Here is a 15,127-nt window from a genome sequence, read left to right on the forward strand (position 1 = left end):
AACAGATCCGCCCGCCGCATTGAACTCCGCCGATCGCTCCGCCTGCACGCCTGACGTTTCCTTCCAATCCGTGTTCGGACCGCTGGACCTGGATTCGGAAACGCCGCTGGCCACGGGCGGGGACCGCCACATCTTCCAGCACCCGCATTCGCCGGCCCTGCTCGTCAAGGTCATGGACATGCGCGCGCGCGCCATCTACCTGGATGCCCGGCCGTTCAAGCGCTGGTACAAGCAGTATCAGCGCGAAAGCGCCTACCGCGTCTACCTGAACGAAATCTCGGAATACGTCACCACCACCACCCGCCCCTCCGGCGTATGGCAGGTGCCGATGGCGCGCGTGGTCGGCGTTGCGCAAACCTCGCTGGGCCTGGGCCTGGTGGTCGAAAAGATCACCGATGGCGCCGGCAACATGGCGCCGACGGTGACCGACCTGGCACTCAAGGGCCAGCTGGACGATGCCCTGAAGGCGCAACTGGATGAATTCTTCGACGATCTTGCCGACGCGCATGTCGTGGTGCACGACATGTCGGCCAGCAATATCGCAGTGGGCCTGAACGCCGACGGCAAACCGGGGCTGTATCTAATCGACGGCTTCGGCGTGCTGCCCCTGATTCCGCTGTATGCCTGGAGCAAGCGGCTCAATCGCCGGCGTATCCAGCGCAAGTATGCGCAGTTGCGCGAATCGCTGGCCAGGCGCGTGCGCGAAGCCGGCTTCTAGCCGCCCGCCGGCGCCTCGGGCAGGATGATGCCCTGGCGGTCCACCCAGACATAGTCATGCCCGGCGCGCTGGCCGCGCCGCAACGGATTGCGCGTGCAGAAGGCGGCGTAGGCCGGGTCCACGAACCGATAGCTCAGGTGTTCGTCGCGCCCGGCCGGAATGCCCAGCCGGGTGGTGCACACCAGGTAAGGCGGCGCCTCGCCCACGTCCTCGACATACAGCGCTTGAGGATCGAAACGGCGGGCGTCCCAATCCGGCACCTTCAGGCCCAGCGATCGGCAAAGCAGCGTCTGGCCCGCGCAGAGCGCGCCCAGCGGCCGCGGCCGGCCTTGCGCGTCGGGGTTCAGTTCGCGCATGCGGGCAAGCGCCTCGGGCCCGGACAGCGCATCGGTCCAGGGATAAGCGGACTTGATCAGCACGGCATTGCCGGGACCGCCCGCGCTGAAATTCAGCGAATCCCCGCCCCGCGCGTAATACATATAGATGGTGCCGCCGTCCATGAACAGGGCGCGGCGCTTGTGGGTGTAGCCCAGCGAGGCATGGCTGCCCCGCTCTTCCAGATAGTAGGCTTCGGTCTCGATGATGCGGGCCGACAGCCACAGGCCGCCGACCCGGTGGCGGATCACCTTGCCCGGCAGCTCGCGCGCAAGCTGGGCCGCATCGCGGTCGAAGAAGGCGTCGGGCAGCGCGCGGCCGGCCTGCCCCGTGGACTCAGGCGAAACGTTCGCCGTAGCGCTTTTCACTGAAGCCAACGCTCACCTCGCCATCCGGCGTCACCGTGACCGGGCGGCGCACCAGCGCCGGGTACTCGGCGATCAGCTTGGTCCATTGCGCGTCGGTTTGGGCCGTCTTGCGGTCTTCGGGCAGATTGCGCCAGGTCATCGAGGCGCGGTTGACCAGCTTTTCCCAGCCCCCGACCTGCTCGGACCAGGACTTGAGCGTGGCGGCCGGCACCGGATCGTCGCGGTAGTCGACGAAGGCGTGATCGACGCCGTGCTCGGTGAGCCAGTCGCGGGCCTTGACGCAGGTGCTGCACTTGGCCAGGCCATACAGGGTGGTTTGCTTCATTTGGATTCGGACTCCTTGCGCCATTGCATGCGGTTGGCGAGGATCACGCAGGTGCCCACCGCCAGGATGAACAGGGTGGCCAGCGCGTTGATCTCGGGCTTGAGTCCCAGGCGGACCCGGGAGAAAACCTCCATGGGCAGCGTGCTGGACCCGGGGCCGGACAGGAACGACGCGATGACGACGTCGTCCAGCGACAGCGTGAACGACAGCAGCCAGGCCGACGCCAGCGCGGGTGCGATGAGCGGCAGCGTGATCTTGAAGAACACGGTGATCGGCGTGGCGCCCAGGTCCAGCGCCGCTTCTTCCAGCGAGCGGTCTAGGTCGCGGATGCGGGTCTGGATGACGACGGCCACGAAGGCCATGCACAGCGTCACGTGTCCCACCCAGATCGTGAACATGCCGTTCTGCTCGGGCCAGCCCAGCGTGCCGCGCAGTTCCACGAACATCAACAACAGCGAGATGCCCAGCACGACCTCGGGGATCACGAGCGGTGCGCTCAGCATGCCCACGTACAGCGCAAAGCCGCGAAAGCGCCCCATGCGGCTCAGCACGTAGCCGGCCCAGGTGCCGATGATGACCGCCGCGGTGGCCGTCAGCACGGCGATGCGGAACGACAGCCATGCCGCGCGCAGCAGCGCGTCGTCGTTGACCAGCGAGTGATACCAGCGCAGCGAAAACCCCGTCCACGACGTGACGGACGGGGATTCGTTGAACGAAAACACCATCAGGCTGAGGATGGGCACGTACAGGAAGAAGTAGCCCAGTCCCAGGACCAGGGCGCGCAGCGTCTTGTTGGGACCGTTCATGCGCGGCCTCCGGCCTGGCGCTGCTGCCTGACCTGGCTGTACTGGAAATAAACCAGCGGCACGAGCAGCAGCAGCACCATCACGCACGTCACGGCCGAGGCCATCGGCCAGTCGGCGTTGTTGAAGAATTCATTCCACATCACGCGTCCGATCATCAGCGTGTTGGCGCCGCCCAGCATTTCCGGAATCACGTATTCGCCCACGGCGGGGATGAACACGAGCATGGCGCCCGCGATCACGCCCTGGCGCGACATCGGCACCGTGATCTGCCAGAACGCCTGCCAGGGCTTGGCGCCCAGGTCGTAGGCGGCTTCCAGCAGGCGCAGGTCCATCTTCACCAGCGTCGCGTACAGCGGCAGGATGAAGAACGGCAGATAGGCATAGACCATGCCGATGTACACCGCGAGGTCGGTGCGGTAGATCTCGAGCGGACTGGAGATCAGGCCCAGGCCCTGCAGCAGGTTGTTGAGCAGGCCGTCGTTGCGCAGGATGCCCACCCAGGCATACACGCGCAGCAGCAGCGAGGTCCAGAATGGCAGGATCACCGCCAGCAGCAACAGGTTGCGCACCCGCGCCGAGGAACGCGCGATGTAGTACGCGATGGGATAGCCGATCAGCACGCAGACCAGCGTGGTGATGCCGGCGATCTTCACCGAGCTGAGGTAGGTCCGGACGTACTGGTCTTCCGTGAACAGCAGGATGTAGCCGCGCAGGTGCAGGCTGAACTGGATGGCCTCGTCCTGGAACTGCGCCAGCGACGTGTAGGGCGGAATGCCGAATTTCATTTCGGCAAAGCTGATCTTCAGCACCAGCAGGAAGGGCAGCAGCAGGAACAGCACCAGCCAGGCAAACGGCGGCACCACGGCCAGGGCCCGGCCCGACGGGAGCCAGTCGCGGGGCGAAAAGCGGATCATGACGCAAGCACCGTCGCGCTGTCGGCGTCCCAGCTCACGAAGATCTCTTCGTCGATGCCCGGCGCATCCATCTGGGCGAGCAGGCGGCTGGGCACGCTGGCCTCGACCGTCTTGCCGGAATCCAGGCGGATCTGATAGAGCGCGTAGCTGCCCATCCAGGCCATGTGGCTGACCATGCCGTGCGCCCAGTTGTAGTCACCGTCGGGCTGCTCGCGCGACACCAGCAGGCGCTCGGGGCGGATGGACACGTGCACTTCCATGCCCAGGGGCTCGCTCACGCCGTGGTTCACGTAGAGCGGCCGGCTCAATTCGGCGCATTCGATGGCGACGTGGTCGGGTTCGTCGACCACGATGGTGCCGGTGAACATGTTGGTCGAACCGATGAAACTGGCGACGAAGCGCGAATTCGGGAAGGCGTAGACGTCCTGGGGCGTACCGCACTGGACGATCTGGCCTTCGGTCATGACGGCCAGGCGGTGCGCCATGGTCATGGCCTCTTCCTGATCGTGGGTGACCATGATGCAGGTCACGCCGACCTGCTCCAGGATCTTGACGAGCTCGATCTGCGTCTTCTGGCGGATCTGCTTGTCCAGCGCCGACATGGGCTCGTCCAGCAACAGCAGCTTGGGACGCTTGACCAGGCTGCGCGCCAGCGCCACGCGCTGCTGCTGCCCGCCGGAGAGCTGGTTGGGCTTGCGGCGGGAATAGCCCGCCATCTGCACCAGGTCCAGCGCCTCGAACACGCGGTCATGGATTTCCGCGCGGTCCACGCCTTCCTGCTTGAGGCCGAAGGCCACGTTGGCCTCGACCGTCATGTGCGGGAACAGCGCATACGACTGGAACATCATGTTCACGGGCCGGCGGTACGGCGGCACGCTGGTGATGTCCTCGCCATCGAGCAGGATCTGGCCCGAGGTGGTTTCTTCGAAACCCGCCAGCATGCGCAGCAAGGTGGACTTGCCGCTGCCGGAGCTGCCCAGCAGCGCGAAGATTTCGTTGCGCTTGACGGACAGGTTGACGGAACGCACGGCAACCACGTCGCCAAAGATCTTCACCACGTCGGAGACCCGGACGAACTCGTCCGGGTCCGCCGAGTGCGGCGCCGAGTAACGGCTGTCGTTCATGATGACTAATTTCCCAACTTCAGCTCGGACCACAACTTGTTCTGCAGGCGCGCGATGTTCAAGGGCAGCGCCTTGATCACGTACAGCGTCTTGGAGACCTCGGCCGGCGGGTAGATCATGGGATTGTCGGCCACGTCCTTGTTCACGTACTGCCGCGCCTCTTTGTTGGCGTTGGGGTAGAACATGGTGTTGGTGATGGCCGCGTGGACCTTCGGCGTCTCGATGTAGTTGATGAAGGCCAGCGCCTCTTCGGGGTGCGGGGCGTCCTTGGGGATGACCATCAGGTCGAACCACGCGGGCGCGCCGCCCTTGGGAATGAAGTAGTTCACTTCGTAGGGCTTCTTGGCGTCCTGCGCGCGCTTGCGCGCGATCATGACGTCGCCGGAGAAGCCGTAGACCATGCACAGGTCGCCCACGGCCAGCTCGTCGATGTAGCCCGACGAGCTGAACTGGCGGATGTACGGGCGGATCTTCTTCAGGACTTCCATCGCGGCCTGGTAGTCGGCGGCGTTGGTGCTGTTGGGGTCCTTGCCCAGGTACTTGAGCACGGCCGGAAAGACCTGCGCGGCTTCGTCCAGCATGGAGATGCCGCATTCCTTCAGCTTGGCGGCGTTCTCGGGCTTGAAGAGCATGTCCCAGCTGGCGAGGTCCACGCCGTCGCCCATGATCTGCTTGACCTTGGTGACGTTGTAGCCCAGGCCGTTGGTGCCGTAGCCCCACGGAATGGCGTGTTCATTGCCGGGATCGACCGTGGCGACGAGCGCCATGATTTCGGGATCCAGGTACTTCCAGTTGGGGATCTTGGACTTGTCCAGCTTCTGGAAGAGGCCCGCCTCGATCTGGCGCGAGGCGTAATGGGTGGACGGGACAACGACGTCGTAACCCGACTTGCCGGCCAGCAGCTTGGCCTGCAGCGCGTCGTTGCTGTCGTAGACGTCGTAGCGGACCTTGATGCCGGTTTCCTTTTCGAAACCCGGGATCGTGTCCGGCGCCGTGTATTCGGCCCAGTTGTAGACGTTGACGACCTTATTCTGCGCCACGGCCGCCGATGTGGCCGCCGCAACCAGCACCGCGCCGAGCGCCCAGCGCATTCCCGCCTTCAGTTTCATTATGACCAGCCCCCTTGCTCTATGCCGTATGCGACAGAAGTACCAAAAGGCGAAATGATAAAGCTTTTTAGCGATCACCTGACCAACTTTGGGGGGTAAATGGCGCCATTCCCCGGGCCTGCGTCCGCGAGCCGATCGGCCGGTCAGGGCTGGATTCCAACGCCCCACGCCGTCCAGTAACTGTCCCGCAGCCGCAGCCAGAACCGTTCGCCGGCCTCGCCGCCCACCTTGCGCAACGACCTGCGCAGCCGCTCCAGGTTGGCCTGGCGCTGCCGGTCGGTCAGCGCGCCCTGGGTGCCCCGGTCGAAATCGATGAGCCAGACCCGGCCGTCATTGCCGATGAGGATGTTGAACGCGTTCAGGTCGGCATGCCAGACGCCTGCCCGGTGCATGCGCGCGATGGCGTCGGCCACGGGCTGCCAGAGGGGCTCGGACAGCGCCTGCGCCAAGGGGCGCACGCCGGGAATGCGCTCGACGACGATGGCCGCGCGGTAGATCGGGCCCTGCCGCCAGTACGCGGCGGCCAGCGGGGCGGGCACCGGCAACCCCTGGGCGCGCAGCGCGGCCAGCAGCCGGTATTCACGGAAGCTGCGCGTGCGGGATTCGCCGTTCCAGAGATAGGCGTCGCGGCTGATGCGGGCGATCATGCCGCCGCGGCGGTAGCGCCGCAGCACGCCCTGCCAGCCCTGGCCCTGCACGAACCACGCAGCCTGGCGTCCGCCGGCGTCCACCGGACGCGCCAGTTCGCCGTAGTGCGCGGGATTGAAGATTTCCGGACCGGCGTCCGCCAGGCGGCCGGCATCGCTGAGCATGGCGCCCGCCAAGGGGCCGGTCCAGGACGTGCGCCGCGCGCCGGAACGATCATCACCCTTCACGGTTGCGCATCCAGTCGGCCACGCCGTAGAACGATTCGAGCAGGCGCTCGACCAGGACGGGCTCGATGCCCTCGTCTTGCATGGCGCGTCCGATGCACGTCACCCACTGGTCGCGCTCGACCTCGCCGATGGAGAACGGCAGGTGGCGCGCCCGCAACCGGGGGTGGCCGAAGCGTTCTATATAGTGGTCCGGACCGCCGAAGTACCCGCACAGGAACCAGAACAGCTTGTCGCGCGCCGCATCCAGGCTGGGGCCGTGGGCGGCGCGCAGCTCCTTGAGGTCGGGCTCCATGTCCATCAGGTCATAGAAACGGTCGACGAGGGCGCGCACGCCGGCTTCGCCGCCAAGAAGGTCAAACACGGTGCGGGAATTTTCCACGGGTTCTGAAATGGATTGGACGCGGGACGTCATCAGGTTTCTCGAAGGGTGACGAGCGGCGGCGTGCGCAGGACGCCGCGCAGGGCCAGCGCCCCGCCGGCCCAGGCGCCCAGCATGCCCGTGCCGATGCCCGCCAGCCAGGGCCAGAGGCTGAGCGTAAAGGCGAAGTCGAACACCAGGGTTGATAAAGCCCAAGCGATCGCCGTGGCGCCCGCGGCAGCCAGCAGGCCCGCCAGCCCGCCCACGGCCCACAGCTCGATGCGCTGGGACCGGGCAAGCTGGCGCCGCGTGGCGCCCAGCGCGCGCAGCACGGCGGCCTCGCGCATGCGCTCGTCGCGCGTGGCGGTCAGCGCCGCGGACAGCACCAGCACGCCGGCGGCCAGCGTGAACATGAACAGGAGCTGCACCGCGCGGCCGACTTCGTTCAGCACGGACTGCAACTGCTGCAGGATGGCGCCCACGTCGAACACGGTCAGGTTCGGGAACTCCCGCACCAGGGCGGGCAGCACTGCCGCCTTGTCGGGCGGCAGGTAAAACGAGGTGATCCAGCTCTGGGGCATGTCGGCCAGCGCGGCGGGCGTCAGGATGGCGAAAAAATTGACGCGCATGGTATCCCAATCCACCCGGCGCAGGCTGGTCACGGCCACCTCGACCTGCTGGCCGGCCACGTCGAAACGCATCTTGTCGCCCAGGTTGATGCGCAGGGACTGGGCCAGCCCCGACTCCAGCGAGACCTCGGCCGAGCCCGGCGCCAGCCAGCGGCCCTGCTCGATGCGGTTGGAGGAAGGCAACGTCTCGCCATAGGACAGGTTGAACTCGCGGTCCACCAGGCGCTTGGCGCGCGGCTCTTCGTAATCGTCCGGCCCGACCGGCTTGCCGTTGATGGCGATCAGCCGCCCGCGCACCATCGGCGACAGCGTGATGCGGCCCAGCCCTTCGCGCGTCAGCGCGTCCGTCACGGCCTGGCGCTGGTCGGGCTGCACATTGATGAGGAAGCGGTTGGGCGCGTCGGGCGGCATGGTGCGCTGCCAGCCCTGGATCAGGTCGGTACGGGTCATGGTCAGCAACAGCAGCGCCATCAATCCGACGGCCAGCGCGCAGACCTGCGTGATGGTGGCCGCCCGGCGGCGCACCACGCCCGCCAGCGCGAAGCGCAGCGCGGGCAGCCCGGCAGCCAGCCGGCGCACCCGCGCCAGGCCGAGGATGCACAGCCACGCCACCAGGGCGAACACCCCGAACGCCCCCAGGAAACCGCCGGCCACCACCCCGCCCAGCTTGGCGTCGCCCGCGAACCACCAGATCAAGAGCGCAAAGCCCGCCGCGCCCAGCGTGTAGCCGAAGGCGCTGCGCGCGCTGATCGTGTCCGCATCGCGCCGCAGCACCCGGGCGGGCGGCACGTGCCGCAGTTGCGCCAGCGCCGGCAGGGCGAACCCCAGCAGGAGCAGCACCCCGGTCAGCACGCCCTGCAGGGCCGGAATGGCCGACGGCGCCGGCAAGGTCGTGTCGATGACCGATCCCAGCAGCATCACCAGCACCTGGTGCACCGCGTAGCCGACCAGGCAGCCGGCCGCGGACGAAAACAGTCCCACCAGCGTGAATTCCAGCGTCAGCATGCGCGAGACCTGGGACTGCACGGCGCCCAGGCAGCGCATGACCGCGATGCCGTCGCGGTGGCGCGTCATGTACCGGCCCGCCGCCAGCGCCACGGCCACGGCCGAGATCAGCACCGCCAGCAGCGCGACCAGCGACAGGAAGCGCTGCGCGCGGTCCAGGGTGCGGCGCACCTCGGGTCGGCCCGATTCCAGCGTGGCCACCTTCTGGCCTCGCTTGAGGTTCTGTTTCAGCCAGGTGGAATACCCGGCCACGGCGTCGGGCTGGCCGGCGACCAGCATGGCATAGCCGATGCGGCTGCCGGGCGCGATCAGGCCGGTGGCCGGCAGGTCGCTGGCGCGCAGCAGCACGCGCGGGGCGACGTTGACGAACTGCATGCCCTTGTCGGGCTCATAGGTGATGACGCGGTCGATGCGCAGGCGGGCGTCGCCCACATTCAGGCTGTCGCCCACTTTCAGGTTCAACAGCGCCAGCAACTGGCCGTCGACCCAGACCGCGCCTTCGGGCGGCACATCGCGCGTGGGGGCATCGGGCGCGAACGGCGCATCCGCGACGCGCAAGGCGCCGCGCAGCGGATAGCCCGGCTCCACGGCCTTCAGCGCCGCGAGCTGCGCGCCGTCGCCCGCTCCCACCATGGAGGGAAACTGCCATGTACTGGACACGGTGAGCCCCCGCTCGCGCGCCGCGTCCTTGAACGCCGCGGGAACGGGCTCGTCGGCGTCCAGCACCAGATCGGCGCCCAGCATCTGCCCGGCGTCGCGCTCCAGCGCCCGCCCGACCCGGTCGGCCAGGAACCCCACGCTGGTGACGGCGGCCACCGCCACCACCAGGGCCAGGACCAGCAGCCGCAGCTCGCCGGCGCGGGCGTCGCGCATCATCATCCGGGCGCCCAGGCGCAATGTGGACCAGAAACCGGGGCGCTTGGCCTGTGACATATCAGGGAAATCCATCATTCATCTATGTTAACTAAGGGCCTGTAGGGCGTCCGAATCCCGATATCATCCCGGGGCGGGAGGCAAAGCCGCCCCTAAAGATAACCAATTCCGGAGAAGACAATGCGTAAATCCTGGCTTGCTGCCACGATTCTGGCCGCCTGCGCGGCCGCCACATCCCTGCCCTCGGCGGCCCAGACCACCCTGAAGATGGCCTACGCCCTGTCGACCTCGTCGCACTACGGCGCCGGCGCCGAAGCGATGGCCAAGTCCATCGAGGCCTCCACCAACGGCAAGTTCAAGGTCCAGCAATTCGCCAACAGCGCGCTGGGCGGCGAACGCGAAGTCATCGAAGGCCTGCAGATCGGCACGATCGACCTGGCCATCGTTTCGACAGGCGCCACCCTGAATTTTGTTCCCGAGACCGGCGTTTTCGACATCCCCTTCCTGCTGCGCGACCTGGACCACGCCCGCAAGGTGCTGGACAGCAAGATCGGCCAGGACATGCTGGCCAAGTTCCCCAGCCGCGGCATCGTGGCGCTGGCCTGGGGCGAACAGGGCTTTCGCCACCTGACCAACAACGTGCGTCCGGTCAAGACCCCGGCCGATGCCAAGGGCCTGAAGATCCGCACCACCGAGAACCCGATCCACATCACCGCCTTCCGCCAGATCGGCATTCTGCCCACGCCGATGGCCTGGCCCGAAGTCGCCACCGCCCTGCAGCAGGGCACGATCGACGGCCAGGAAAACCCGCTGTCGGTGATCACGTCGGCCAAGCTGTCGCAGATGCAGAAGTACCTGTCCCTGACCGGTCACGTCTACGGCCCAGCCCTGGTGCTGATGTCCGCCAACGTCTATGAAGGCCTGTCGGCCGCCGACAAGGCCAACTTCGACAAGGCCGGCAAGGAATCGGCGCAGGCCATGCGCGCCTACGTCGACAACATCGAAAAGACGGGCGTCGAGCAACTGAAGAAGGAAGGCATGCAGGTGACGGAAGTGGACCGCGCCGCCTTCGCCGCCGCCGTGGAACCGGCCTACCCCGAGTACTACAAGAAGTTCGACAAGAAGCTGATCGACTCGATCCGCGACACCAAGTAAGCAGGCGCGGCCCCCCAGCGGGGCCGCTCGTCCTGCGGGCGGAACCGGCGCGCGCCGCGTGGCCGCCCCGCCTCTTACGCGTCTATCGCCACCGGGATTTACCATGCGTTTGCTCTGCGCTTTCGACCGAGGCCTCTTCAGGCTGGTCTCGGTCCTGGCCCAACTATTGCTCGTGGCCGCCGCGGCCGCCGCGTTCTACCAGGTCATCGCCCGCTTCGTGCTGCAATCGCCCGCCGACTGGAGCGAGGTCCTCACCCGCGCGCTGCTGATCTGGACCGTGCTGCTGGGCGTGGCCCTGGCCTTCCGCCACGGCGCCATGATCAGCGTGGAACTGCTGCGCAACCTGCTGGGCGGCAAGCGCCGCCGCGTGCTCGAAGCCGTCATCGGCCTGATCTGCGCCGGCTTCCTGGGCTTTCTGGCCTGGATCGGCGGCAACATGACCTACCGCGTGCGCTTCCAGACCGTGCCCAGCCTGGACATCTCGATTTCCTGGATCTACCTGGCGATCCCCGTGGGCGCCACGCTGGCCGCCATCGCCGTGCTGGCCCGCTGGTGCGCCGGCCAAGAAGAAGACGTGCCCCTGCGCAACGACGCGCAAGGCTGAGCCGTCCCTACAGAACCCCTGCAGCAGATATCGCCATGTCCCAATTAATGATTGTCTCGATGCTGATTTTCTTCGGGCTGTCCGTGCCGGTCGCCGTGTCGATCGGACTGGCCAGCCTGGCGGGCGTCGGCACCGCCGGCCTGCCCTGGGTGGTCGTCGCCCAGCAACTGTATGCCGCGCTGGACAAGTATCCCCTCGTCGCCATTCCCTTCTTCATCCTGGCCGGCAACCTGATGGAAGCCGGCGGCATCTCGGAACGCATGGTGGAGTTCGCCAAGAGCGTGGTGGGCGGCATCCAGGGCGGGCTCGCGTGCGCCTGCGTGCTGACCTGCATGATCTTCGCTGCTGTGGCGGGCTCCAGCGTGGCCACCACCTTCGCGGTCGGCGCGATCCTGATCCCCGCCATGGTCCGGCACGGCTACCCCGCGCCCTTCGCGGCGTCGCTGCAGGCCAGCGCGGCCGAACTGGGCGTGATCATCCCGCCGTCGATCCCGATGATCCTGTACGCCGTGTCCACCGACACCTCCACCGGCGAGCTCTTCATTGCCGGCGTCATGCCCGGCATCCTGATCGGCGCGGCGCTGATGCTCTACGTCTGGCTCTATGCCAAGCGCAACAACCTGGGCAAGCGCGACGGCGAGGGCCGCCTGCCGCTGTGGCCGGCCTTCAAGAACGCCTGGCTGGCGCTGCTGATGCCGGTCATCATCCTGGGCGGCATCTACGGCGGCATCTTCACCCCCACGGAGGCCTCGGTCGTGGCCGTCGTGTACGCCGTGTTCGTGGGCAAGTTCATCTACCGCCGCCTCAGCTTCCGCCAGCTTTCCGTCACGCTGCACAAGTCGGTGGTGTCCACCGCCGTCATCATGTTCGTGATCGCCAACGCGGGCGTCTTCAGTTTCCTGCTCAACCGCGCCGGCGTGCCGGACGCGCTGGGCGTGTGGCTGTCCCAGATCTTCGACACCAAGTTCACCTTCCTGATGGGCATGAACGCCGCGCTGTTCGTGATCGGCATGTTCATCGAGACCTCGGCGTCCATCGTGGTGCTGGCGCCCCTGCTGCTGCCGGTAGCGCTGAAATTCGGCGTCGAGCCGGTGCACTTCGGGATCATCATGGTGGTCAACCTGGCGCTGGGGATGATCACGCCGCCGTTCGGCGTGAACCTCTTCGCCGCCAGCGCGGTGGCCAAACTGCCGCTGGAGCGCCTGATCAAGCCGCTGATCCCGTTTGTCGCCGTCGTGATCGTGTGCCTGCTGCTCATCACCTACTGGCCGGGACTTTCGCTGGGGCTGCGCGACCTGGTGTATGCAAAGTAATTTGCCCGTTCCAGCGACGCGAGGGCCAGCGCCTGCGCCAGCGCGGCCCGGTACGAATCGATGACCGGCACGCGCGGCGCTCGCGGCAGGCTGGGCAGATAGCCCGCCAGCGCAGCCCCCGCCACGATCACCACGTCGGCGCCCTGCTCCACGGCCGAATCCAGCGCGTTGGCGACCACGGCGGCCGATTCCGTTGACCGGGACGCGTAGTCCAGCGCATTGCCCGGCAACGCGTGGATCCCCGCGCAACGGGCTTCCACCCCCCACTGCCGGATCTGCTCGCGCAGCATGCCGGGCCAGCGCTGTCCCACCGTCACGATGGCATAGCGGTCGCCGCGCTGCATCGCCGTCATGATGGACGCCTCGGCCATCCCGACCACCGGCGCATTCAGGCGCTCGCGCACCGCGCCGATGCCCGGCTCACCGAAACAGGCCAGCACGCAGGCGTCAAAGGGCGTCTCGGCCTGCGCCGCCTCGCTTTCGACCGCGGCCAGCACGGCATGCGCCGACATGGCCGCGTCCGCGCGGCTGGCGACATAAGGGGGACCGAAGGGCGCCGTGACGGCGCGCAACTGAACGGCGGTGCCGAAGAAGGCGCGCGCCTGGCCCGCCAGGCTGTCGGTCAGCGTAGCGGTGGTGTTGCCATTGACCACCAGGAGGCGATAGGGAGCGGGGCCCGACCGTTCGGCCGTCGGGCAATCCAGGGTGTGGGGCATGGGTCCTCTGCACGTCAGGGCATGTATACAAAGTATGTCAACAATGCACCCGACCCGCGTCGGCCCTCAAGCTATCGCTAACCCTTGCCGCGCCGCGAGGGCCGCAGCCGCCGCGCGGCGCGTGACGCCCCGCGCGCCCATCAGGCGGCAGGGGACGCAGAATGAGAAAAGCGCCCGGTCGGGGCGCCTTTTTCGTTCTGGGGGCTAGATTTCGCGCTCTTCCGTCTTGAGGTTGTTGTCGCGGGCGAAGTCCACCACGAACTTGTAGGCCAGCGGCTCCAGGTCGCGCAGGCGCAGGTCGACCACGATCCCGCGCACGCCATCGATCACGACGGGAAGCACATAAGGCGAATAAGTGAGGTGGTTACCAGCACAGCCGGCGGGCCGGAACTGTGCCATCACGCCGGCGAGCCGTTCTGCCCAGTCGCTGGGACGGAAGCGGCTACCGCTTTCGGTAACGCCATGAATTACGAATTGTCTGACGCGAGTTGCCATGTGTTCTTTCACTGCGGGACGCCTTTCACGAAAGCCGGATCTTCGGCGTGATCAAACATCCGCCCCGCGCCGCGAATTGTATATGATTGATCCTTTGCCCTCTTTCGAAACGCGATTCGCCTTGAATCGGCCCCTTGAAAGCGGGCATGCTTTCGACGCCATTCACCCAGGAGGATCCGCGATGAGCTCGCCTCTGGCCAACATCTATGCCCGGCTGCCGGTTTCGTTCACGCACGGCCAGGGCGTATGGCTGTGGGACGCGGACGGCCGGAAGTACCTGGATGCCCTGGCCGGCATCGGCGTCTCGTGCCTGGGCCATGCCCACCCGAAGCTGGTCGCCGCCATCGCCGAGCAGGCCGCGCGCGTCATCCACACCTCGAACATCTACGAAATCCCCCAGCAGACGGCGCTGGCCGCCCGGCTGGCGGAACTCTCGGACATGCAGGAAGTCGCGTTCAACAACAGCGGCTCCGAAGCCAACGAAGCGGCCATCAAGCTGGCCCGCTACTACGCCTACCAGCACGGCAACAGGCACGCCCACATCATCACCATGGACTCGTCCTGGCATGGCCGCACGCTGGCCACGCTGGCGGCCACCGGCAGCGACAAGGCGCGCAAGGGCTTCGAGCCCCTGCCCAGCGGGTTCATCCAGGTCCCGTACAACGACCTGGATGCGGTGCGCGAGGCTGGCGATGCCGAGCCCCGCACCGCCGCGGTCCTGCTCGAAGTCCTGCAGGGCGAAGGCGGCATCCGCCCGTCCGACATCGCCTACCTGCAGGCACTGCGCCGCCTGTGCACCGAGCGCAGCTGGCTGCTGATGATCGACGAAGTCCAGTCCGGCATCGGCCGCACGGGCAAGTGGTTCGCGCACCAATGGGCCGACATCCGCCCTGACGTCATGACGCTGGCCAAAGGCCTGGCGGGCGGGGTTCCCATCGGCGCGATGCTGGCCGCCGGCCCCGCCGCCGGGGTTTTCACCCCGGGCAGCCATGGCACCACCTTCGGCGGCGGCCCCATGGTGTGCGCCGCGGGCCTCGCCGTGCTGGACGCGCTGGAATCGGAAAATCTCCTGGAGAACGCCCGCACCGTGGGCGCTCACCTGCAAGACCGCCTGGCCAGTGCGCTGGCCGGCACGCCCGGCGTCACCGAGGTCCGCGGCCGCGGCCTGATGCTGGGCATCGAACTGGCCCGCCCCTGCGGCGTCCTGGCGCTACGCGCCCTGGAGGCCGGCCTGCTCATCAACGTCACGCGCGACCGCGTCATCCGCATGCTGCCGCCGCTGATCCTGACCCGGGACGAGGCCGACCGCATCGTCGCCATCCTGGTTCCGCTCATCCAACAGTTCCTGGCCGAAAAACCATAATC

The 15,127-nt window shown here is 67.2% G+C and carries 16 protein-coding genes; 5 read left to right on the forward strand and 11 right to left on the reverse strand.

The genetic code is table 11. The features are described from left to right. The first annotated feature begins 19 nt into the window (after window positions 1–19). Window positions 20–718, forward strand: coding sequence for a PhoP regulatory network YrbL family protein (locus ACZ50Q_RS20075; RefSeq protein WP_254792081.1), 699 nt, complete (start codon window positions 20–22; stop codon window positions 716–718). Here the strand turns inward: ACZ50Q_RS20075 and ACZ50Q_RS20080 are convergent. From ACZ50Q_RS20080 to ACZ50Q_RS20120, 9 genes are all read right to left on the reverse strand, one after another. Further along, the gene (locus ACZ50Q_RS20080) at window positions 715–1,461 is read right to left on the reverse strand and encodes a DNA-3-methyladenine glycosylase (protein WP_464079381.1); all 747 of its coding nucleotides are present in this window, start codon (window positions 1,459–1,461) and stop codon (window positions 715–717) included. The genes ACZ50Q_RS20075 and ACZ50Q_RS20080 overlap by 4 nt on opposite strands. Beyond that, entirely contained in the window at window positions 1,430–1,786 is a 357-nt protein-coding gene (locus tag ACZ50Q_RS20085; RefSeq protein WP_464079382.1) for an arsenate reductase, read from the reverse strand. Before ACZ50Q_RS20085 ends, ACZ50Q_RS20080 begins: the two co-directional genes overlap by 32 nt. Then, the gene (locus tag ACZ50Q_RS20090) at window positions 1,783–2,592 is read right to left on the reverse strand and encodes an ABC transporter permease subunit (protein WP_092581630.1); all 810 of its coding nucleotides are present in this window, start codon (window positions 2,590–2,592) and stop codon (window positions 1,783–1,785) included. The genes ACZ50Q_RS20085 and ACZ50Q_RS20090 overlap by 4 nt, the downstream gene beginning before the upstream one ends. Then, window positions 2,589–3,506, reverse strand: a complete 918-nt coding sequence (locus ACZ50Q_RS20095; RefSeq protein WP_464079383.1) for an ABC transporter permease subunit — start codon at window positions 3,504–3,506, stop codon at window positions 2,589–2,591. Before ACZ50Q_RS20095 ends, ACZ50Q_RS20090 begins: the two co-directional genes overlap by 4 nt. Then, window positions 3,503–4,630 (reverse strand): ABC transporter ATP-binding protein, encoded by a 1,128-nt coding sequence (locus tag ACZ50Q_RS20100; protein WP_092581631.1) that lies wholly within the window; start codon window positions 4,628–4,630, stop codon window positions 3,503–3,505. Before ACZ50Q_RS20100 ends, ACZ50Q_RS20095 begins: the two co-directional genes overlap by 4 nt. A 5-nt stretch (window positions 4,631–4,635) precedes the next feature. Continuing rightward, window positions 4,636–5,739 carry a polyamine ABC transporter substrate-binding protein gene (locus ACZ50Q_RS20105; protein ID WP_092581632.1) on the reverse strand — a complete coding sequence of 368 codons (1,104 nt, stop codon included), beginning with the start codon at window positions 5,737–5,739 and terminating at the stop codon, window positions 4,636–4,638. Between the two features lie 143 nt (window positions 5,740–5,882). After that, the gene (locus ACZ50Q_RS20110; protein ID WP_076519816.1) at window positions 5,883–6,614 is read right to left on the reverse strand and encodes a 3-deoxy-D-manno-octulosonic acid kinase; all 732 of its coding nucleotides are present in this window, start codon (window positions 6,612–6,614) and stop codon (window positions 5,883–5,885) included. Beyond that, window positions 6,604–7,026 (reverse strand): group II truncated hemoglobin, encoded by a 423-nt coding sequence (locus tag ACZ50Q_RS20115; protein WP_464079384.1) that lies wholly within the window; start codon window positions 7,024–7,026, stop codon window positions 6,604–6,606. The genes ACZ50Q_RS20110 and ACZ50Q_RS20115 overlap by 11 nt, the downstream gene beginning before the upstream one ends. After that, complete coding sequence (locus tag ACZ50Q_RS20120; protein ID WP_464079385.1) at window positions 7,026–9,557, reverse strand: ABC transporter permease; 2,532 nt, start codon at window positions 9,555–9,557, stop codon at window positions 7,026–7,028. Before ACZ50Q_RS20120 ends, ACZ50Q_RS20115 begins: the two co-directional genes overlap by 1 nt. A gap of 102 nt (window positions 9,558–9,659) precedes the next feature. Between ACZ50Q_RS20120 and ACZ50Q_RS20125 the strand changes: the two genes are divergently transcribed. The 3 genes from ACZ50Q_RS20125 (at window position 9,660) to ACZ50Q_RS20135 (ending at window position 12,551) form a co-directional block, all read left to right on the forward strand. Beyond that, window positions 9,660–10,634 (forward strand): TRAP transporter substrate-binding protein, encoded by a 975-nt coding sequence (locus tag ACZ50Q_RS20125; protein WP_076519814.1) that lies wholly within the window; start codon window positions 9,660–9,662, stop codon window positions 10,632–10,634. Window positions 10,635–10,737: 103 nt separating this feature from the next. Beyond that, entirely contained in the window at window positions 10,738–11,238 is a 501-nt protein-coding gene (locus ACZ50Q_RS20130) for a TRAP transporter small permease (protein ID WP_092581635.1), read from the forward strand. Window positions 11,239–11,273: 35 nt separating this feature from the next. Further along, window positions 11,274–12,551: a TRAP transporter large permease gene (locus ACZ50Q_RS20135; RefSeq protein WP_464079386.1), complete on the forward strand. Its 1,278-nt coding sequence runs from the start codon at window positions 11,274–11,276 to the stop codon at window positions 12,549–12,551. On the opposite strand, the gene ACZ50Q_RS20140 is transcribed toward ACZ50Q_RS20135, so the two are convergent. Further along, complete coding sequence (locus ACZ50Q_RS20140; RefSeq protein ID WP_464079387.1) at window positions 12,500–13,267, reverse strand: aspartate/glutamate racemase family protein; 768 nt, start codon at window positions 13,265–13,267, stop codon at window positions 12,500–12,502. The genes ACZ50Q_RS20135 and ACZ50Q_RS20140 overlap by 52 nt on opposite strands. Window positions 13,268–13,471: 204 nt before the next feature. Further along, window positions 13,472–13,762 carry a DUF3579 domain-containing protein gene (locus ACZ50Q_RS20145; protein WP_013392635.1) on the reverse strand — a complete coding sequence of 97 codons (291 nt, stop codon included), beginning with the start codon at window positions 13,760–13,762 and terminating at the stop codon, window positions 13,472–13,474. Between the two features lie 181 nt (window positions 13,763–13,943). Here ACZ50Q_RS20145 and ACZ50Q_RS20150 point away from each other — a divergent pair, with 181 nt between their 5' ends. Beyond that, window positions 13,944–15,125, forward strand: a complete 1,182-nt coding sequence (locus tag ACZ50Q_RS20150) for an acetylornithine transaminase (RefSeq protein WP_464079388.1) — start codon at window positions 13,944–13,946, stop codon at window positions 15,123–15,125. Window positions 15,126–15,127 lie beyond the last annotated feature (2 nt).

It is taken from the genome of Achromobacter sp. T5-5 (assembly GCF_055397965.1).